The sequence below is a fragment of the Mesorhizobium sp. M0830 genome (assembly GCF_040319965.1).
Lineage (GTDB): Bacteria > Pseudomonadota > Alphaproteobacteria > Rhizobiales > Rhizobiaceae > Mesorhizobium.
Map to the genome: position 1 here is coordinate 1 of NZ_JAMYOR010000051.1, position 18,396 is coordinate 18,396.

Genomic DNA, 18,396 nt, shown 5'->3' on the forward strand with positions numbered 1-18,396 from the left:
GAGAGAAGACGGACAAACCCCGTTTTACGGGGCATGCACATGCGGCATTTCGATTCACTCAAAACTTTCCCCGGACAGCCCTGCCCTCAAGGGGGGAGATTGTGCCCTTATCTCTGCTTTCGCCAACTACGCTGGCAGTAGGGGAGGAACCGACAGTGGAACTGCCAATCTCCCCCCTTGAGGGGGAGATGTCCGGCAGGACAGAGGGGGGTGCCTTGGCACCAGCGGATTGCGACGATGGCAAAAACCAATCGATGCGGCCTCCAATACTGGCGCTTGCCGGCAACAGCCCCGCAATGCCCAGCGCCAGCGTGCTCTTGCCGGAGCCGCTTTCGCCGATGATGGCGAGGCGTTCGCCAGCGGCGATGTCGAGGCTGATACTCTTCAGCGCCGCCACCTCGCTGCCGTCTCGGCGGTAGGTCACCGTCAGGTCGCGGATCGAAACGAGCGCGGTCACGACAGGCCTCTTCTGACCGCTGTCGTCTCGACGATGCCTTCACCGGCGAGATAGACGCCGAGCACGGTCAGAACCAATGCTATGCCTGGGACGATCGACAGGAAGGGCGCGGTGCGCAGCACGGCGCGGCCTTCCGATATCATGCCGCCCCAGGTGACCCGGTTGGGGTCGCCGAGACCGAGGAAGGACAAGGCCGCTTCGGTGAGGATGGCGGCGGCGACGATCACCGATGACATCGCCAGCACCGGAGGCAAGGCATTGGGCAACACCTCGCGAAAGGCGATCGCCATAGGGTGCATGCCGATGACCCTCGCTCCGGCGACGTAGTCGCGTTCACGAATGGAGAGGACCTCCGCGCGGGCAACTCTGGCCGGTCCGGTCCAGGTGCCGAGCGCGATGGCAATCACGACGACGCCAAGGGAAGGCCCGACGACGCTGACGAAGGCCAGCGCCAACAAGAAACTCGGCACGGTCTGGAAGGCGTCGGTGATGCGCATCAGCACTTCGTCGACGAGGCCGCCGGCAAAGCCGGCCAGCGTGCCGATCACCGCGCCGACGACAAGTGCGGCCGCCGCTGCAGCGAGCCCGACGGCCAGCGATGTGCGGGCGCCATGAAAGAGCTCGGCCAGCACATTGCGGCCGAGCCGGTCGGTGCCGAGCGGCAACGACCAGTCCTGGAACGGCGGCAGCAGCGCCGGGCCGGCGATGGCCTGCGGATCGCCAGGGAACAGCAGCGACGCCGACAGCGCCATGGCTATCAGCGCCGCCAGGAGGATGGCGCCGGCAACCGCCTCACGCGTGCGCAGAAACCTGCGGAGCGAACTCATGTGCCGGTCTCGCTGGCGCCGACGCGCGGATCGAGGAAGGCATAGGCGATGTCGACGAGAAGGTTGATGACAATGACCAGGACGGCGCTGGTGAGGATAATGCCGAGCAGAAGCGGCGTGTCGCGGGAGGCGACCGCCTCTTGCGCCAGCCGGCCGAGGCCGGGCACGGAAAAGACGCTCTCGATGACGACGCTGCCGCCGAGCATCTGCGCCGATTGCAGGCCGAGCATAGTGACCAGCGGCAGTAGTGCGTTGCGGGCGACGTGGGCGAGAACGATGCGCCGGCGGGATAGCCCCTTGGCGCGGGCGGCCAAGACGAAATCCTGCCGCCAGACCTCGGCCATGCCGGCGCGCATCATGCGTAGATAGAGCGCCAGATAGATGAAGCCGAGAGCAGCAACGGGCAAGACGAGATGGACGGCGATGTCGGCGGCGCGATCAAGGCCGGTCTTGTCCGAGGCCAGGGTTTCGATGCCGCCGATCGGTAGCCAGCGCAGGTCGACGGCAAAGACGACGATCAGCACCAGTGCGAGCCAGAAACCCGGCACGGCATAGAGCGCCAGAGAGCCGATCGACAGGAAGCGGTCACGGAAACTGCCCGGCCGCGCGCCGGCATAGATGCCGAGTGCCGAGCCGAGCCCGAAGGAAAGTGCGGTGGCGCTGACCATCAGCAGCAAGGTGTTGGGCAGGCGCTCCAGGATCACGTCGCGGATCGGCCTGGAGAACGTCACCGATTGGCCGAGATCGAGATGCAGCAGCGCCCAGAGATAATTGGCCAGTCGCGTCAGTTCCGATTGGTCGAGGCCCCAGCGATGGCGAAGCAGTTCGATCATGCCGGCATCGCCGCCGGTCGAGACGATGTAGGCGTCGACCGCATCGCCGAGGGCCGCTTCGAGCAGCAGGAAGGTGCCGACGACGACGATCAGCAGCACGAAGATGCTGCCGACGAGGCGACGGCGGATGAGGGTGAGGGCGCGGGTCATGGTAAAGACTTAACGCCGGCCTGGCCGTTAGAGGTGTGGTGTCTAGGCACCCCCCTCTGTCCTGCCGGACATCTCCCCCGCAAGGGGGGAGATTGGATGTCGTTGCTGCTTCCGCCAATCTCCGATGCGGTGACGCGGAAAGGGGGGTGCGGTTGGTGACGCTGCTGATCTCCCCCCTTGCGGGGGAGATGTCCGGCAGGACAGAGGGGGGTGTGAAGGAACGCGGCCTTAGGCCATGTCTCGACACCGATTTCCTCGCGAACTCTCATCCGCGCAAATGTGTCACGATTCCAGATAAGTGTCCGCCCAGTTCGACACCGCCCAACGCGGGTTGTTGGCAATATTCCCAACGGTGTCGCGGGCGACGCTGATAAAACTCCATTCGGCGACGTTGATCAGCGGCAGGTCGGCGGCCACCTCCCTCTGGAACTCCTTGTAGAGATCGGTGCGGGTAGTGGTGTCGAGCGTCTCGGATGCCTTGGCGATGAGGGCATCGAGCGCGTCGTTCTTGTAGCCGCCCTGGTTGGAGAACGGCACGCCGTCGGGAATACCGCTCTGTACCAGGATGGTGGTGGAGATCGCCGGATCGCCGCGGAACACCGGCGGGCCGACGGCGAGGTCGAAGGCATGATCGGTATAGACGGCCTTGATGTGCGCGGCCGAGTCGTTGTTGACCAGCTCTGCGTCGATGCCGATGGCGGCGAGCGCCTGGCGCAGATAGTCGCCGAACTGCTTGGTCTCGTTGAAATAGGGCGCGGGCAAAAGCTTCAGCGAGAAGCGGTTGCCGTCGGCGCCTTTCTTGTAGCCGGCCTCGTCGAGCAGCGCGTTGGCCTTGGCGACGTCGAAGGCGTAGGTCGGCACGTCTGCGGTGTAGAACTGCGGATCGTTCTTCGGCACTGGACCGGTGGCGGTGGCAGCATAGCCGAGGAACACCGTCTTGACGACGAAATCCTTGTCGATGGCATGCGCGATCGCCTGCCGTACTTTCACGTCGGCCAATTCCTTGCGGCGATGGTTGATCTCGACGACGAGCTGATAGGTGAGCCCCTCATAGCCCTTGGAGATCACCTTCAGGCCCGGCACCTTGGAGATGCGGTCGAGATCGGCCAGCGGCACGGCGGAAAACGCTGCGAGCTGGATCTCTCCAGCCTCGAGCGCGCTCGCCGCGGATGTGCGATCCGGCAGCACCTGATAGATGATCTCGTCGAGATAGGGCTCATCCTTGCCCCAGTAATCGGTGTTCTTCGTCAACCGGTAGTACTGGCCGGCCTTGTACTCGCCGAACTTGAACGGCCCGGTGCCGATCGGCGCGTTGTTGGCCGGGTTGTCCTCGATCTTGCCGACCTCGTAGATGTGCTTCGGCACAACGCTGCTCAGCGCCGGCAGCGCGTTGCGGATCAGCTGGAACGGTGTCGGCTTGGCGAATTTGAACACGGCGGTGAGGTCGTCCGGCGTGTCGACGCTGGCCAGATCCTTGAACACGGTGCGGCCGAGGTTCTGCAGCGGCTTCCAGATCTGCAGCGCCGAGAACGCAACGTCGGCCGAGGTGAACGGCTTGCCGTCATGCCATTTGACGCCGTCGCGCAGTTTGAACGTCGCCGAGAGCCCGTCGGCAGACCCTTCCCAGCTCAGCGCCAGCCGCGGCGCGAGCCCGTCCTTGCCGTCGAATGAGGCTTCGGCCAGCGTTTCGACGATCTTGCTGGAGATGAAGAAGACGCCGTTGGAGGCGACGATCGCCGGGTTGAGGTTGCGCGGTTCGGAGTCGGCGGCAAGCACCAGCCGGCCACCCTTCTTCGGCGTCTGCGCCCAGCCTGATATCGGCATGGCAGTGGAGGCCAGCAGCATGGCCGAGCCGGCAAGCATGGTGCGTCTCGAAATCGTGAAACCTGACATGATCGAACTCCGTCCTCTCGGCGACCAAATCAGGTGCGCCAGTACCCCTCGCACGCTGACAAGCCCGCCAGCATCCGTGCGGTGGCGATTATGGGCCTTGCCGAGGGTTTCGCCAGAGACGGAATTGGCGCATCCTCGCTTGGCTTTGAAATTTTCATCCGCTGGACCAGTTTGGTGCAAGTGGCTCAATTCGCTCCATCTGGTAGGACCAGAACGATCTGATATGCGACCGATGATGGTATGGTGACATCGAACGGTGCTGTTTTTGCCATTTCTGGCTGGACCAGAGTGGGCAGAATGGTGCAGATTTGATCCGAGGCCAAGGGATCGGGAGCGGAACAGTCCGGCGATCCCGGGCAATTCAGGGAGAGAGAGATGAACATTGCTCCGGGCAAGAATGCCGTCGGCACTGTCCCGTTCGACCAGGCGCGGGTCGACCGGCTGATGGAGGAGGCCGGCATCGATGTGCTGCTCGCCACCTCCAAGCACAACACGCAGTATCTGCTGGGCGGCTACAAGTTCATCTTCTTCGCCGCCATGGATGCGATCGGCCACAGCCGCTACCTGCCGATCGTCGTGTACGAAAAGGGCGGGCCGGACCATGCCGCCTATATCGGCAACCGCATGGAGGGTGGCGAGCACCAGAACAACCCGTTCTGGACGCCGACATTGCACGCCGCCTGCTGGGGCACGCTCGATGCCGCCAACCTCGCTGTCGAACATCTGCAGAAGATCGGTAAGGCCGGCGCCCGCATCGGCATCGAGCCGGGCTTCCTGCCGTCGGACGCCTACACGCTGATCCGCAAGGCGCTGCCGGACGCCAAGCTGATCGATGCGACGGAGATGCTGGAGCGCATGCGCGCCATCAAGACCGATGCCGAGCTGGAAAAGCTGCGCACGGCCTCCGAACTGATCACCGATTCCATGCTGGCGACGATCGCGTGGGCGCGCGAAGGCACGACCAAGAGCGAGATGATCGAGCAGCTGCGGCGCGAGGAGACCAATCGCGGCGCGCATTTCGAATATTGCCTGCTGACACTGGGCTCCAGCCACAATCGCGCCGCCTCGCCGCAAGCGTGGAAGAAAGGCGAGGTGCTGTCGATCGATTCCGGCGGCAATTATTACGGCTATATTGGCGACCTCTGCCGGATGGGGATTCTCGGCGAACCAGATGCCGAGCTCGAGGATCTGCTGGCCGAGGTCGAGACTGTGCAGCAGGCAGCCTTTTCAAAGGTCAAGGCAGGCACGCTGGGCGGCGACATGATTTCGCATGCCGAGGGCGTGCTGAAGGGCTCCAAGGTTGCGGCCTACACGGATTTCTTCGCCCATGGCATGGGTCTGATCACGCATGAGGCGCCGTTCCTGATGACCAACCATCCGGTGACCTATGAAGGCACCTATGCGTCCAGGCCGCTGGAGAAGAACATGGTGCTGTCGGTCGAGACGACGATGCTCCACCCGACGCGCGGCTTCATCAAGCTGGAGGACACGCTGGCGGTCACCGACACTGGCTATGTCATGTTCGGCGACCGTGGCCGGGGTTGGAACAGGGGTGGCACCCTGTAGAGACGAAGGCTGGCGCCGCCCCGGACACGCTATTTGCCGCCCGGCGGGATCAGCCTGAAATCCGGCAGTTCCCGCAAAACCAATTCTGGGCCGGCCGGCGAATAGACGACGAAGAGCTGCATCGGTCCGTCGCCAGTATTGAGCGTCGAATGAAAGCGGCTTTCCGGTACATAGATGGTGCAGCCGGGGCCGACCTTCTCGACCACCGGATTGCCCTTCTCGTCCTCGACCATCTGCTCGCCATGGCCTGATATGACGAAGATGATTTCCTCGGCGCCCGGATGATTGTGGCGCGTGTGGCCCTTGCCGGGCGGCAGGTCGACGACGCCGCCGGAAAAGCGCGTCGCGCCATTGACCTCGGGCGCGACCGTCAGCGCCAGTCTGCCCCAGTCGAAGCCGAAGGCGCTGACGTCCTTCGGGTAGACAAACATCTTGCTCTTGTCGGTCATCTCATCACCCCTTCTTTTTTCTTCGTATTCTGGTCGCCGCCAAGCGTCACGGCCTTGAAATCCGCCGTCTGTCTTGCGATCGCGGCTTCCGCCGGCAGCCGTTCCATCGAGCTTGCGCCATAGAAACCGTGCAGGCCCTTGCAGCGGTCGAGGATGTAGCGGGCGTCGTCCGGCATCGAGATCGGGCCGCCATGGCAAAGCAGGATGACATCCTTGCGCACCGAACGCGCGGCGTTGGCGATGGCGTCGATCTCGAGCACGCAGTCGTCGAGAGACTTGGCCGATGTGGCGCCGATCGAGCCGCCTGTGGTCACGCCCATGTGGGCGACGACAATGTCGGCTCCGGCCTTTGTCATGGCGCGGGCCTCGTCCGGGTTGAAGACATAGGGTGTGGTCAAGAGGTCGAGCTTGCGCGCCTCGGCGATCATGTCGACCTCGAGCCCGAAGCCCATGCCGGTCTCCTCGAAGCTTTGCCGCATCTGGCCGTCGAACAGGCCGATGGTCGGAAAGTTCTGCACGCCGGAAAAGCCCATGGTCTTCAGCTCGGCCAAGAGCAGCGGCATGATGACGAAGGGATCGGTGCCGTTGACGCCGGCCAGTACCGGCGTCTTCTTGACCACAGGCAAAACCTCGTAGGCCATTTCCTTGACGATCTCATTGGCATTGCCATAGGCGAGCAGGCCAGCGGCCGAACCGCGGCCGGCCATCCGGTAGCGGCCGGAATTGTAGATGATGATGAGGTCGATGCCGCCAGCCTCCTCGGCCTTGGCCGACAGGCCGGTGCCGGCGCCGCCGCCGACGATCGGCACGCCCCTGTCGATCATTCCCCTGAATCTCTTCAATATGTCCTTGCGCGGTATGGCGGGCATGTCTTGGATCTCACTGTCTGGCGATGTCGAGAAAAGCCGCGACCGCGGCCTCGGCGAATTCCGGGTCGTTGATGTGGAGCGGAAGGCGCGTCACGCGCCGGGTGCCATTTGCCTTGATGGTGCGCTCGATGGCTTCGAACAGCACGGCGTCGGCTTCCGGATCAAAGAAGGCACCGCCTTTGATGTCGAGCGCCGAGACACCGTTTTCCGGAATGAGAAAATGTACCGGCCCCTCGCAGAGGGCGAGCCTGGCGCCGATCCATTCGCCGATCGCGCGGCATTCCTGCGCCGTGGTGCGCATCAGCGTGACGTTAGGATTGTGTTCGTAGAACAGCCGACCGCGATGGTGCTCCGGAATGGTCGAAGGCGCCCAGAAGTTGACCATGTCGAGCGCGCCGACCGAACCGACATAAGGCAGCCTGGTGCGGGCGATCGCTCCGAAACGATCCTCCGTCGCCGGTAAAACACCGCCGAACAAGAGATCGCAGACCTCGGTCGTGGTGATATCGATGACGCCGGACAGCAGGCCACTGTCGGCCAGCTTCTCCATGCTGCGGCCGCCAGTGCCGGTGGCGTGGAAGACCATGCAGTCATAGGCCGAACGGAGTTGGTCGGCGATCGCGGTTACGCAAGGCGTGGTGACGCCGAACATGGTGAGGCCGATCGACGGCTTGCCGTCGGGCGTTGGCGCCGGCGTTGCCGCCATGCCCGATATCGCCTGGGCGGCATTGTGCAGGATGACGCGGGACAGCCGGTTCAGTCCGGCCATGTCGGTCACCGCAGGCATCATGATGATGTCGGAAACGTCGACGTAAGGCGCGGTATCGCCGGAGGCGAGCGTCGAAACCATGATTTTGGGCAGGCCGAGCGGCAGTGCACGCATGCCCGACGTGATGATCGAGGTGCCGCCGCCACCGCCAATGCCGATCATGGCGGCGATATCGTTTCGCGATTGGGCAAAGCGGGCAAAGGCGATGCCCATCGCGGCGACCGCGGCGCCACGGTCATTGCCGCCGAGCACGGCGTCACGGCCGTCGGGATGATGGCCGGCAATTTCCTTTGCGGTGATGTCGACGGGAACTGTTGCTTCGCGTGTTCCGACATCGACGCGGGACACCGCGGCACCGGTGGCGGCGATCGCATCGGCCAGGAAGGCGAGTTCCTCACCTTTGGTGTCGGCGGTGCCCACCACATAGATGCGCTTCATCGCGTTTCCCCGCCGGCTGCTTGCCCGACCTTCCGGCAAGCGAAGGCCATTGCAAATTTTTGAGACGCGCGTATCGTATTGATATGGATGTCTCACGTCAACAATCCACAGCGATCGACAGCACTGAGCCGGGAAACGGCCAGGCGATAGAGCGCGGGCCGCGCGCGCGCACGAAACGACTGATGCTGGAGACGGCGACGAGGCTGATGCAGGCGGGCGTCACGCCCTCGGTCAGCGAAGTCGCCGAGGCGGCACAGGTTTCCCGTGCCACCGCCTACCGGTATTTCCCGAGCCAGGCGGCACTGGTGCAAGCGGTAGTCGACGAGGGGCTAGGGCCAATCCTCACCTGGCAATCGACCTCCGCGGATGCGGAGCGCCGGGTCGCCGATCTGTTCGACACGGCCATGCCGCGCATCGAGGCCTTCGAGGCGACGTTCAAGGCAGCACTGAAGCTGTCGCTCGATCAGTGGGCGAGGCGTCAGGCCGGCACGCTGGACGGTGAGCCGGCCTTCACGCGCGGCCACCGCATCGAGTTGCTGAAACAGGCGATCGCGCCGCTCAAGGGCCGTTTGCCGCCGCGCGAATTCAAGCGGCTGGCGCAGGCGCTGTCGCTGATCTTCGGCGTCGAGGTGCTGATCGTGCTCAAGGATATCTGGGGGTTGGACAGTCGCCGGACGATGTCGGTCGCGCAATGGGCGGCCGGCGCGCTGGTGCGTGCGGCGGTCGCGGAATCGATAGAAGAAGGAGACGGCAGCGAGCCGACGGCGGTTGTGGTATAGCGCCAATCTGGTTCGACCAGATTTGCATGCCGACTGCTAATATTAGTCGCAGTGCGGGGTAGTGAGCAAGAGTTGCGTGTATCACCGAGTAGGAAAATCTCGGGAAAACAGGCAGATAAAGCCGGAATCCGATAGCAATGGCCAAGTCAAGCTGCCAAGAAAGGGCTTGACGCGCATGCGGAATTGGTAATACCAGATCAGTAAAGAAAAGCGGATCGAAAGTGAGGGTTGCGATCCATTTTCCGGCAGGGCGAGGAGGCACGAAACCGGGAAGGTGCGATCATGGGAGGAACTACCAGGGCCGGCCCCGTTGCCGGCTCGCATGACAAGGTAGAGTGCGCACAAGGGAGGAAATCATTATGCGCAAGTTAGTGACCAGCGTACTTGCTGGTATCGGCTTAACGCTTGCCTGCGGAACGTCCGTTTACGCGCAGGAAAAATCACTCACCATCTTCTGGGCCGAATGGGATCCGGCCAATTACCTGCAGGAACTCGGCAACGAGTACGAGAAGGAAACCGGCGTCAAGATCACGGTGGAGACGACGCCGTGGTCCGACTTCCAGACCAAGGCCTTCACCGAGTTCAACGCCCATGGCGACGCCTATGATATGGTCGTCGGCGATTCGCAATGGCTCGGTGCCGGCTCGACCGGTGGCCACTATGTCGACTTGACCGACTTCTTCAACAAGCACAAAGTCGGCGAGGTGATGGCACCGGCGACGGTGAAGTACTACGCCGAATATCCGGGCGGAAGCGGCAAGTATTGGGCGATTCCGCTTGAAGGCGACGCCGTTGGCTGGTCCTATCGCAAGGACTGGTTCGAAGACCCCAAGGAGAAGGAGGCCTTCAAGGCCAAATACGGATACGATCTCGATGTGCCGAAGGACTTCAAGGCGTTGCGCGACATCGCCGAATTTTTCTACCGGCCGGATCAGAAGCGTTACGGCATCGCCATCTACACCGACAATTCCTATGACGCGATGGCGATGGGCTTCGAGAACGCGCTGTTCTCCTATGGCGGCGAACTGGGTGACTATTCGACCTACAAGGTCGACGGCTTCATCAACTCCGACAAGGCGGTCGCGGCGCTCGACGCCTACAAGGAGCTTTACAAGTTCACGCCTCCAGGCTGGGCCAAGTCGTTCTTCGTCGAAGACAACCAGGCGATCACCGAAAACCTGGCCGCGATGAGCATGAACTACTTCGCGTTCTTCCCCTCGCTGATCAACGAGGCGTCGAACCCGAACGCCAAGAACACCGGCTTCTTTGCCAATCCTCCCGGTCCGAACGGCGACCAGTTCGCCGCGCTTGGCGGGCAGGGCATCTCCATCGTTTCCTACTCGCAGAAGCAGGACGAGGCGATCAAGTTCCTGGAATGGTTCATCAAGGATGAAACCCAGAAGAAGTGGGCGGCACTTGGCGGCTATACCTGCAGTGCCGCCGTGCTCAAGTCACCTGAATTCCAGAACGCCACGCCGTATAACAAGGCCTTCTACGAGACCATGTTCAAGGTGAAGGATTTCTGGGCGGTGCCGGAATATGCAGAACTGCTGCAGCAGCTCAACCAGCGTGTCTATCCCTACATGATCGGCGGCGAAGGCACCGCCAAGGAAACGCTGGACGCCCTGGCGGCAGACTGGAACGCGACCTTCAAGAAGTACGGCCGCGGCCAGTAACAATCATGTCCTCACGGAGGGGGCATTGGTGCCTCCTCCGTTTCTTTTTCCGCAACGGGAGCAGGGTCTTGGCGACCACGATGATCACCACGCTGGACAGGTCTTCAAGGGCGGCCGCGCGCGGCCTCAGCGACATTTCGATCCGCAACCTCTTCATCATTCCGACGGTCCTGTTCCTGATCGTCTTCAACATCTTTCCGCTGATCTATTCGCTCGGCTACTCCTTCACCGACTTTCGCGCGTCGACCAACGCGCCGGCGAATTTCGTCGGGCTGCAAAACTATCGCGACCTGCTCAACGATCCTTATGTATGGTCCAACTTCGCCATTACCGCGAAGTACGTCATTGTCTCGGTCGCCGGACAGCTGCTTGTCGGCTTCGGCGTGGCGATGCTGCTCAATCGGGACATTCCGCTCAAGGGCCTCATCACCACGCTGCTGCTGCTGCCGATGATGCTCTCGATGGCGGTCGTCGGCCTCTTCTGGAAACTGCTCTATGACCCGTCATGGGGCGTCATCAACTATGCGCTCGGGTTTGGCAATTTCGAATGGTTGGCTGACCCCAAGATGGCACTCTACGCCGTTGCGTTGACCGACATATGGATGTGGTCGCCCTTCGTCATGCTGCTTTCTCTGGCCGGCCTCTCGGCGGTGCCGAAGCATCTCTACGAAGCCGCCGCGATCGATCGTGCCGGACCGTTCTATACTTTCTTCCGTATTACCTTACCGCTGGTCGCGCCGATCCTGATGATCGCGGTCATCTTCCGCACCATGGAAGCATTCAAGACCTTCGATCTCGCCTACATTCTGACCAGCCAGCCGACGGCCGAACTGATCTCGATCCGGCTCTACAAGATGGCATTCCAGGAATGGCAGACCGGGCGCTCCTGCGCGATGGCCTACATCGTGCTGATCATGGTGCTGGCGATCACCAACATCTACGTCAAATACCTCAATAAGGTGAAGGAGCGCTGAGATGGCCGCCGTCCGCACTTCTTCTGAAATCGGCTTCAACCGTGTCGCCATCGTCGCCGTCCTGTTGGTGACGATCATCTTCCTGGCGCCGATATACTGGATCGCCTCGACGGCGTTCAAGCCGCGCAGCCTGGCCACCACCATTCCACCGACGGTCGTGTTCCAACCGGAAATATCGCCTTTCGTGAAGTTGTTCACCAAGCGCTCGCAGTTGCGCAGCCCGCCGACGCCGGAAGAGTATGCGGCCGCCCCGTGGTGGGAGCGCGTCGTCTTCGACGGCGGCGAGAAGATCGTGCGCGACGGCAAGGGCCAGGTGCAGTGGTCGGGATATCCGAGCCGTTTCCTGAACTCGCTGATCATCGCCATCACCTCGACGGTGCTGGCGGTCGGCATGGGGACGTTTACCGCCTATGGCTTCTCGCGCTTCAAGGTAAAGGGCGAGGCGGACCTGCTCTTCTTCATCCTGTCGACGCGCATGCTGCCGCCGGTGGTGGTGGCGATTCCGATGTTCCTTATGTACCGGGCGGTCGGCCTCAACGATTCCCATGTCGGGCTGATCATCCTCTACACCGCCTTCAATCTGTCCTTCTCGGTGTGGCTGATGAAGGGCTTCATGGACGAGATTCCCAAAGAGTATGAAGAGGCGGCGCTCGTCGACGGCTACACTCGCTTGGAAGCCTTTTTCAAGATCGTGCTGCCCGAGGCCGCCACCGGAATCGCCGCCACCGCCGTGTTCTGCTTCATAACCGCGTGGAACGAATATGCCTTCGCGCTGATCATGACCAACCGACGCGCCCAGACCGCGCCGCCATTCATCCCGAGCCAGGTTGGTGCCGGCCTGCCGGACTGGACGGTGATCGCGGCCGGAACCTTCCTGTTTCTGCTGCCAGTCGCCATCTTCACCTTCCTGCTCCGCAACCATCTGCTGCGCGGCATGTCCTTCGGAGCGATCCGCAAATGAGCTTTCGCGCCATCAATCAAAAATATCTGGAACCCGGCAGCCAGGTGCTGATGGTGCTTGGCATCATCGCGCTCTGCCAACCCTGGAACATGCTGCTGCACAGCTATGGACTGACCATCATCCTGATCGGGCTGATCGGCTTCAACATCACGTCGAAGATCGCGCCGGAAGAGAAGGCCGGCACCGGACAGATGCGAAATCCGGGAGCACAGCATTGACCCAGATCGAGCTTCGCGGCGTACAGAAATTCTTTGGTGCCGTCCAGGTCATCAAGGACCTCAACCTGAAGATCAACGACAACGAGTTCATCGTTCTGCTCGGGCAATCGGGCTGCGGCAAGACGACAACGCTACGCGCCGTCGCCGGGCTGGAAACGATCGACGAGGGCGACATCCTCATCGACGGCAAACCGATCCAGCATCTGAAGGCCGCCGACCGCGACATCGCCATGGTCTTCCAGTCGTTCTCGCTCTACCCGCATATGAGCGTCTACGAGAATATCGCCTTTCCTTTGCGCGCCACGCGCAAGAGCAAGGCTGAGATCGACTCGGAAGTGCGCTCGGTCGCCAAGACGCTGCAGATCCTGGACCTGCTCGACAAGAAGCCGTCAGCGCTTTCAGGGGGCGACATGCAGCGCGTGGCCATCGGCCGGGCGCTGGTGCGGCGGCCGAAGGCGATGCTGATGGACGAACCGATCGGGGCGCTCGACGCCAAGCTGCGCGAAGAAATGCGGGCCGAGATCAAGCGCCTGCACATCAAGCAGGGCTCTACCACCATCTATGTCACGCACGACCAGATCGAAGCGATGAGCCTCGCCGACCGCATCGTGATCATGCATGAAGGCGTGCTGCAGCAGGTCGGCTCGCCGGACGAGGTCTATTCGCGCCCGGCAAACCTGTTCGTGGCGCAATTCGTCGGCAGTCCGGTGATGAATGTCGCCGATGCGGCGGTGGCTGAGACGGCATCCTCGGTCTCGGTGACGGTCGGTGGGGCTGCCGCCGGCTTCGAGTTCCCGCGAGCGCTGCTGTCGAAGCTCAATGGCCATGCTGGCGGCCAGTTGGCGCTCGGCATCCGGCCGGAAGGCGTCCTCATCCGCCACGATGCCGCCGAGGGGTTCCTGCTGGTCGAGACGCAGATTGTCGAGCCGCTCGGCTCCTTTGACATTGTCGACCTCAAGGTCGGCTCCAAGATGCTGCGCGCGCGCACCAAGAGCGGGTTCGTCAGCGGTCCCGGCGAGAAGGTGTTCGCCAGGATCGATCCGGCCCAGGCGCATTTCTTCGACACGGCAAGCGGCAAGTCGCTGGAAGTGAGATTGTGATGGCCCATATCCAGCTGAAAAACATCTCGAAGACCTTCGGCAACCACACCGCCTTGACGGGGCTCGATCTCGACATCGCCGATGGCGAGTTCTTCGTGCTGCTGGGCGAAACGGGTGCTGGCAAGACGACGACGCTGCGGCTGATCGCCGGGCTGGAAAAGCCGAGCGAAGGTCAGGTCTTCATCGACGGTGTCGACGTCGCCGACTGGGGTGCGGCTGAGCGCGACGTGGCGCTGGTGCTCCAGCAATATTCGCTCTATCCCCGCTATACGGTGCGCGAGAATCTCGAGTTCCCGCTGAGGCCGAAGATCCGCCGGCTGCCTGACGCCGAGATCAAGGATCGCGTCGACCGTGCCGCCAGAACTCTGCGGATCGAGCATCTGCTCGACCGCAAGACCGACAAGCTGTCAGGCGGTGAGATGCAGCGCGTATCGATCGGCCGCGCCATCGTGCGCAAGCCGCGCGTGTTCCTGATGGACGAGCCGCTGTCGGCGCTTGACGCCAAGCTGCGCGAGGCGCTGCGCACGGAACTGAAGAACCTGCAGATGCAGCTCGGCGCCACCTTCCTGTTCGTCACCCATGACCAGATCGAGGCGATGTCGATGGGCGACAAGGTCGGCGTGCTCAATCATGGCCGCATCGTGCAGACGGGTACGCCGCACGAGATCTACAACAATCCGCGCGATACCTATGTGGCGAGCTTCGTCGGCTCGCCGCCGATGAACCTCATCGACGGCAAGCTTGTGAACGGCCGTGCGGTGATGGCGCCGCTGAATTTCGAACTGCCTTTTTCGGGGGCTAAGACGAGTGCGGCGATCGACGGTCGCCCGCTCGTCTTCGGTGTTCGTCCCGAGGACGTCTATCTCGAGAGCGGCGCACCGGTAGAAGCACGCATCCATGATGTCGAGAACCATGGTGTCGAAAAGATCCTGACTCTGCGAGTCGGCGACGCCACCCTGCGCGCCACCGTGCCGGCCAGGACCGAAGTCGCGATCGAACAGTCCGTGCGCTTTGCCTGGAACCCGGACAAGGTGGTGCTGTTCGACAAGGGCAGCGGCGTCAGCTTGCGGCACGTTGTGTGAACTCCAGCTGAAGCGGGCGTGGAGGTCGGCTCAGCCGGCCTAGCGGATAGCAGCCTGTTCCTCGGCGCGAAGGTGGCTGGGCGCCGAGCCGATGACGCGTTTGAAGGCGCGGCTGAATGCGGCATCCGATTCGTAACCGAGACGCGCCGCAACGACGGATATTTTCATCCGGTCGCGGATCAGCCACTGTCTTGCCTGATGCATCCTGACCTGGGTGACATATTTTGCCGGCGTTTCTCCGACGATGGTGGCGAAGCGCTCGGCAAATCCCGATCGCGAGGCGCCCATCATCCGGGCCAGGGACTCAACTGTCCAGTCGTGGTTCGGCTCGAGATGGATGGCGGCCAGCACGCGGCCGATTTCGCGGTCCCTGACCGCGGCGATCCAGCCGGACGAATCGCCGCAGCCGCGTTCGACCCATGAGCGGATGACGGTGGCGGCAAGCACGTCGGCCAGCCGCGCCAGGATGCCGCCGGAGCCGACGCGCTCCATCGTCACTTCGCGCGCCATCGACTCCAGGAGATGCGGAATGCCAGGCTCGTAGGCTCCCAGCTCATGTGTGCGCATGACATCCGGCATCATGCCGAGCAGGGGATGCAGCCCGTCAAGATTGAAGTACATGCTGGCGCAAAACAGCAGGGTTCCCGGCCGGCAACATTCCGACATGCCTTCGTTCGACATGCAGTAGACGTCCTTGCAGACCTCCTCGACTTCGTAGCCGTGGATCGGCCGGGCCTGGGCGCTGGGCTCACTGGCCAGCACGTGCGCCGCACCGCGCGGCAGCAGCATAGCGTCGCCTGCATTGAGCTCCACCCATTCACCGGACGGCTGCTTCAGCCAGCAACCTTTGCGGCCGATGAAATGAAACCGCGCCGCCGGCTGGGCTGGGAACTGGATGCCCCAAGGCTCCTTCAGTTCGAAGCGGCCGTACTCGACGCCATCGAGCCGCAAGCCGCGGCGCCTTCGCCTATTGCGGCGCGGCGACCCTGCTGGCGGCCGTCGTGGTGTTCCTGCGCGGCCCGAAGCGCGCCGAGTAGCTTCCTATTGGCAGGACTAAGCTTCCCCCGACGCTGCGCACCGGCCCGACAACCCCCACGGTTTTCGGGCCGCTGCCGTAGTGATGGCAGCGACAAAGCTGCCCTCGACATAAGCCGCCACCAGGCCGCTCAGACGGCGCGCCCGTCGAAGTCGAATATCGGCAGGGTTGAGGGATCGAGATTCGCGACGCAGTTGATGTTGACGTAGGCACTCCGGTCACCGCCGTCGCGGACGTCCTCTGCAAAGGGGTGGATGCCGCAAGTGCGACAGAAGCGGTGCGCGATGGCATGGTTGCCGAATGTGTAGATGCCGAGGTCATCGCCCCAGGCCAGGACCTGCAGAGTTTCGTGCGGGATAGCGCACAATAGGGCGCCTTTGCGCGCGCATATCGAGCAATTGCACCGCACGGCCCCGGTCAGTTTGGCCTTGAACTCGAAGGCGACCTTGCCGCAGTGGCAGCTACCTTTGTAGAGCATCGGATTTTCCTCGTATTCGACAGGGTGCAAAACCGCCTGCGCCGGGTTAAGTCTCGGCAAGTCATGCCGCTGCACTGAGGACGTTCAAGGCGTCTGGAGTCCGACACCGAAATGCAATCAGTCCGGGATCATCTGGAAATCATCCTCGCGCGCCTTGCCGCCCGTGCCGGTGAAGAGCGCGTGTTCACCAAGGTTTATGCCGAGCCCGCACGAGCGGCGGCTGACGCCAGCGATGCCCGCAGGCGGGCCGGGGTGAAGCTCGGACCGCTCGACGGCACCATTGTCTCGATCAAGGATCTGTTCGATGTCGCCGGCGAAGCGACCACGGCCGGTTCGCTGATGCGCAAGACCGCCGCGCCTGCACTGCTCGATGCCGCGATTGTGAGCCGACTGCGGCAGGCCGGCGCTGTCATAATCGGCAAGACCAACATGACCGAATTCGCGTTCACCGCGATCGGTGACAACCAGCATTTTGGCACGCCCGGCAATGCGGTCGACGCCAGCCGCATACCCGGCGGGTCCTCCTCGGGCGCCGGCGTTTCCGTCGGTGAGGCGACGAGCGAGATATCGATCGGTTCCGACACCGGTGGTTCGGTACGCATTCCGGCATCGCTCAATGGCGTGGTCGGCTTCAAGCCGACGGCGCGGCGTGTGCCGCTGACCGGCGCCTTCCCGTTGTCCGCCACGTTGGATTCGATCGGGCCGCTTGCCAGAACCGTCGCTCAGTGTGCCGCTGCCGACGCCGTGATGGCCGGCGAGATACCGACCGCGCTGGCGCAGATTGCTCTTAGGGGGCTTCGTATTGGCATCCCGCGCGGCATTCTTTTCGAAGGGACGGAAGGCGAGGTGACGATCGCGTTCGACCACTGCGTTGGCAAGATCGAGCAGGCAGGCACGCAGGTCGCAGACCTGCCGATCGACGATCTGCTTGGAGAGATGCGCGCGGCCACCAAGCGCGGTTCGATCGCGGCGATGGAGGGTGCCGAAGTGCATGCCGACTGGCTGGCGACGGGAGCCTCGGTGCCTGTCGACCCGCACGTCAGCGGGCCTCTGTCACGGGCAGCAATGCTGCCGACGCCTGTCTATATCAGGGCGATACACCGTCGTGCAGCTCTCGCCGCCGCCATGGATGAGCGGCTGGCATCGGCCGATGTGCTGGTCTTGCCGACCACACCTGTGATGGCGCCGACCATCGCTTCGATGGCCGGAGATGCCGAACTGCGCGACCGCATCGAAGGCCTGCTGCTGCGCAACACGCAGGTCGCCAACCAATTCGATCTATGTGCAATCTCGCTGCCGATGTCAGGCATGGCGCTGCCTGCCGGATTGATGCTGGTGGCGCGCAATGGGCAGGACCGGCGTCTGTTGCGGATTGCTGCTGAAATTGAGTCGCTGCTTGGCACGTGACCGCGAACTGGGCCGACCATCAGTGTGACGAACAGTGCTTGCGTTCACTGTCCTTGGCGGTCCGCACGATGCGGGTCGCGACCAGCCAGGGGAGGGTGTATTCCTTGCCGGTGATGGTCTGGGTGCGTTGCTCGATCGATCCTCTGACGACGATCTTTCCGGCATAAAGCGCGTCGGAGAGATCCGTTATCGCCTTGTCGGCCTGCGGCAATCCGCTGGGGTCGATCGACACGCCCTTGACGATCGTGCCGGTGCCAAGGTCGAGCGCGCTGTTCGACGGGCAGGGCGCCTTGAAGCAGCGCAGCCCGTTATCGCAATAGACGTAGCTGCTCTGAGCCTCCGCGAATGACGGCAAGGCGCAGAGCGAAGACGCGGCAACAGTCAGGCATTTAAGGCGAAGACCGAACATGGTTTTCAACGTCGCGGAGAATTGG

The 18,396-nt window shown here is 62.9% G+C and carries 18 protein-coding genes and 1 pseudogene; 9 read left to right on the forward strand and 10 right to left on the reverse strand.

The features are described from left to right. Positions 1–208: 208 nt before the first annotated feature. From NKI20_RS24820 to NKI20_RS24835, 4 genes and pseudogenes are all read right to left on the reverse strand, one after another. Positions 209–457: pseudogene (locus NKI20_RS24820) on the reverse strand (ATP-binding cassette domain-containing protein); the annotation flags it as partial. Then, positions 454–1,284 (reverse strand): ABC transporter permease, encoded by an 831-nt coding sequence (locus NKI20_RS24825; protein WP_352835282.1) that lies wholly within the window; start codon positions 1,282–1,284, stop codon positions 454–456. The gene NKI20_RS24825 and the pseudogene NKI20_RS24820, both read right to left, overlap by 4 nt. Continuing rightward, positions 1,281–2,267, reverse strand: a complete 987-nt coding sequence (locus NKI20_RS24830; protein ID WP_352835285.1) for an ABC transporter permease — start codon at positions 2,265–2,267, stop codon at positions 1,281–1,283. The genes NKI20_RS24825 and NKI20_RS24830 overlap by 4 nt, the downstream gene beginning before the upstream one ends. A gap of 282 nt (positions 2,268–2,549) precedes the next feature. Next, on the reverse strand, positions 2,550–4,160 hold the full coding sequence (locus NKI20_RS24835) for an ABC transporter substrate-binding protein (protein ID WP_352835288.1): 1,611 nt from the start codon (positions 4,158–4,160) through the stop codon (positions 2,550–2,552). A 375-nt stretch (positions 4,161–4,535) separates the two neighbouring features. Here NKI20_RS24835 and NKI20_RS24840 point away from each other — a divergent pair, with 375 nt between their 5' ends. Next, positions 4,536–5,726 carry a M24 family metallopeptidase gene (locus NKI20_RS24840; RefSeq protein ID WP_352835290.1) on the forward strand — a complete coding sequence of 397 codons (1,191 nt, stop codon included), beginning with the start codon at positions 4,536–4,538 and terminating at the stop codon, positions 5,724–5,726. A gap of 29 nt (positions 5,727–5,755) precedes the next feature. Here NKI20_RS24840 and NKI20_RS24845 read toward each other — a convergent pair whose 3' ends face one another. Genes NKI20_RS24845 through NKI20_RS24855 form a run of 3 tightly spaced genes read right to left on the reverse strand, consistent with a single transcriptional unit; the run spans position 5,756 to position 8,251 of the window. Further along, complete coding sequence (locus NKI20_RS24845; RefSeq protein ID WP_352835293.1) at positions 5,756–6,175, reverse strand: cupin domain-containing protein; 420 nt, start codon at positions 6,173–6,175, stop codon at positions 5,756–5,758. Continuing rightward, a complete protein-coding gene (locus NKI20_RS24850; RefSeq protein ID WP_352835296.1) occupies positions 6,172–7,044 on the reverse strand; it encodes a phosphoenolpyruvate hydrolase family protein in 873 nt (290 codons plus the stop codon). Before NKI20_RS24850 ends, NKI20_RS24845 begins: the two co-directional genes overlap by 4 nt. Positions 7,045–7,054: 10 nt before the next feature. Continuing rightward, the gene (locus NKI20_RS24855) at positions 7,055–8,251 is read right to left on the reverse strand and encodes a Tm-1-like ATP-binding domain-containing protein (RefSeq protein WP_352835298.1); all 1,197 of its coding nucleotides are present in this window, start codon (positions 8,249–8,251) and stop codon (positions 7,055–7,057) included. Between the two features lie 83 nt (positions 8,252–8,334). Between NKI20_RS24855 and NKI20_RS24860 the strand changes: the two genes are divergently transcribed. The 7 genes from NKI20_RS24860 to NKI20_RS24890 all read left to right on the forward strand — a co-directional run bounded on the left by NKI20_RS24860 (position 8,335) and on the right by NKI20_RS24890 (position 15,041). Next, complete coding sequence (locus tag NKI20_RS24860; RefSeq protein ID WP_352835300.1) at positions 8,335–9,030, forward strand: TetR/AcrR family transcriptional regulator; 696 nt, start codon at positions 8,335–8,337, stop codon at positions 9,028–9,030. A gap of 359 nt (positions 9,031–9,389) precedes the next feature. Further along, complete coding sequence (locus NKI20_RS24865; protein ID WP_352604474.1) at positions 9,390–10,706, forward strand: ABC transporter substrate-binding protein; 1,317 nt, start codon at positions 9,390–9,392, stop codon at positions 10,704–10,706. Between the two features lie 68 nt (positions 10,707–10,774). Beyond that, positions 10,775–11,680 carry a carbohydrate ABC transporter permease gene (locus NKI20_RS24870; protein WP_352604476.1) on the forward strand — a complete coding sequence of 302 codons (906 nt, stop codon included), beginning with the start codon at positions 10,775–10,777 and terminating at the stop codon, positions 11,678–11,680. Position 11,681: 1 nt separating this feature from the next. After that, the gene (locus NKI20_RS24875) at positions 11,682–12,641 is read left to right on the forward strand and encodes a carbohydrate ABC transporter permease (protein WP_352604478.1); all 960 of its coding nucleotides are present in this window, start codon (positions 11,682–11,684) and stop codon (positions 12,639–12,641) included. Further along, on the forward strand, positions 12,638–12,859 hold the full coding sequence (locus tag NKI20_RS24880; protein ID WP_352604480.1) for a hypothetical protein: 222 nt from the start codon (positions 12,638–12,640) through the stop codon (positions 12,857–12,859). The genes NKI20_RS24875 and NKI20_RS24880 overlap by 4 nt, the downstream gene beginning before the upstream one ends. After that, the gene (locus NKI20_RS24885; protein ID WP_352835305.1) at positions 12,856–13,959 is read left to right on the forward strand and encodes an ABC transporter ATP-binding protein; all 1,104 of its coding nucleotides are present in this window, start codon (positions 12,856–12,858) and stop codon (positions 13,957–13,959) included. The genes NKI20_RS24880 and NKI20_RS24885 overlap by 4 nt, the downstream gene beginning before the upstream one ends. After that, positions 13,959–15,041 carry an ABC transporter ATP-binding protein gene (locus tag NKI20_RS24890; RefSeq protein ID WP_352835308.1) on the forward strand — a complete coding sequence of 361 codons (1,083 nt, stop codon included), beginning with the start codon at positions 13,959–13,961 and terminating at the stop codon, positions 15,039–15,041. Before NKI20_RS24885 ends, NKI20_RS24890 begins: the two co-directional genes overlap by 1 nt. 39 nt (positions 15,042–15,080) lie before the next feature. On the opposite strand, the gene NKI20_RS24895 is transcribed toward NKI20_RS24890, so the two are convergent. Both NKI20_RS24895 and NKI20_RS24900 read right to left on the reverse strand, forming a co-directional pair. Beyond that, the gene (locus NKI20_RS24895) at positions 15,081–15,992 is read right to left on the reverse strand and encodes an AraC family transcriptional regulator (RefSeq protein ID WP_352835311.1); all 912 of its coding nucleotides are present in this window, start codon (positions 15,990–15,992) and stop codon (positions 15,081–15,083) included. A 215-nt stretch (positions 15,993–16,207) separates the two neighbouring features. After that, a complete protein-coding gene (locus NKI20_RS24900) occupies positions 16,208–16,555 on the reverse strand; it encodes a GFA family protein (RefSeq protein ID WP_352835314.1) in 348 nt (115 codons plus the stop codon). A 111-nt stretch (positions 16,556–16,666) separates the two neighbouring features. Between NKI20_RS24900 and NKI20_RS24905 the strand changes: the two genes are divergently transcribed. After that, the gene (locus NKI20_RS24905) at positions 16,667–17,962 is read left to right on the forward strand and encodes an amidase (protein WP_352835317.1); all 1,296 of its coding nucleotides are present in this window, start codon (positions 16,667–16,669) and stop codon (positions 17,960–17,962) included. Positions 17,963–17,981: 19 nt separating this feature from the next. Here the strand turns inward: NKI20_RS24905 and NKI20_RS24910 are convergent, their stop codons facing one another. After that, on the reverse strand, positions 17,982–18,371 hold the full coding sequence (locus NKI20_RS24910; protein WP_352604496.1) for a hypothetical protein: 390 nt from the start codon (positions 18,369–18,371) through the stop codon (positions 17,982–17,984). Positions 18,372–18,396: the final 25 nt, after the last annotated feature.

What these genes read in the sequence shown, in the direction of transcription:
- NKI20_RS24825 (WP_352835282.1), bottom strand. Translation starts at nt 1,284, where the DNA reads ATGAGTTCGCTCCGCAGGTTTCTGCGCACGCGTGAGGCGGTTGCCGGC.
- NKI20_RS24830 (WP_352835285.1), bottom strand. Translation starts at nt 2,267, where the DNA reads ATGACCCGCGCCCTCACCCTCATCCGCCGTCGCCTCGTCGGCAGCATC.
- NKI20_RS24835 (WP_352835288.1), bottom strand. Translation starts at nt 4,160, where the DNA reads ATGTCAGGTTTCACGATTTCGAGACGCACCATGCTTGCCGGCTCGGCC.
- NKI20_RS24840 (WP_352835290.1), top strand. Translation starts at nt 4,536, where the DNA reads ATGAACATTGCTCCGGGCAAGAATGCCGTCGGCACTGTCCCGTTCGAC.
- NKI20_RS24845 (WP_352835293.1), bottom strand. Translation starts at nt 6,175, where the DNA reads ATGACCGACAAGAGCAAGATGTTTGTCTACCCGAAGGACGTCAGCGCC.
- NKI20_RS24850 (WP_352835296.1), bottom strand. Translation starts at nt 7,044, where the DNA reads ATGCCCGCCATACCGCGCAAGGACATATTGAAGAGATTCAGGGGAATG.
- NKI20_RS24855 (WP_352835298.1), bottom strand. Translation starts at nt 8,251, where the DNA reads ATGAAGCGCATCTATGTGGTGGGCACCGCCGACACCAAAGGTGAGGAA.
- NKI20_RS24860 (WP_352835300.1), top strand. Translation starts at nt 8,335, where the DNA reads ATGGATGTCTCACGTCAACAATCCACAGCGATCGACAGCACTGAGCCG.
- NKI20_RS24865 (WP_352604474.1), top strand. Translation starts at nt 9,390, where the DNA reads ATGCGCAAGTTAGTGACCAGCGTACTTGCTGGTATCGGCTTAACGCTT.
- NKI20_RS24875 (WP_352604478.1), top strand. Translation starts at nt 11,682, where the DNA reads ATGGCCGCCGTCCGCACTTCTTCTGAAATCGGCTTCAACCGTGTCGCC.
- NKI20_RS24880 (WP_352604480.1), top strand. Translation starts at nt 12,638, where the DNA reads ATGAGCTTTCGCGCCATCAATCAAAAATATCTGGAACCCGGCAGCCAG.
- NKI20_RS24890 (WP_352835308.1), top strand. Translation starts at nt 13,959, where the DNA reads ATGGCCCATATCCAGCTGAAAAACATCTCGAAGACCTTCGGCAACCAC.
- NKI20_RS24900 (WP_352835314.1), bottom strand. Translation starts at nt 16,555, where the DNA reads ATGCTCTACAAAGGTAGCTGCCACTGCGGCAAGGTCGCCTTCGAGTTC.
- NKI20_RS24905 (WP_352835317.1), top strand. Translation starts at nt 16,667, where the DNA reads ATGCAATCAGTCCGGGATCATCTGGAAATCATCCTCGCGCGCCTTGCC.
- NKI20_RS24910 (WP_352604496.1), bottom strand. Translation starts at nt 18,371, where the DNA reads ATGTTCGGTCTTCGCCTTAAATGCCTGACTGTTGCCGCGTCTTCGCTC.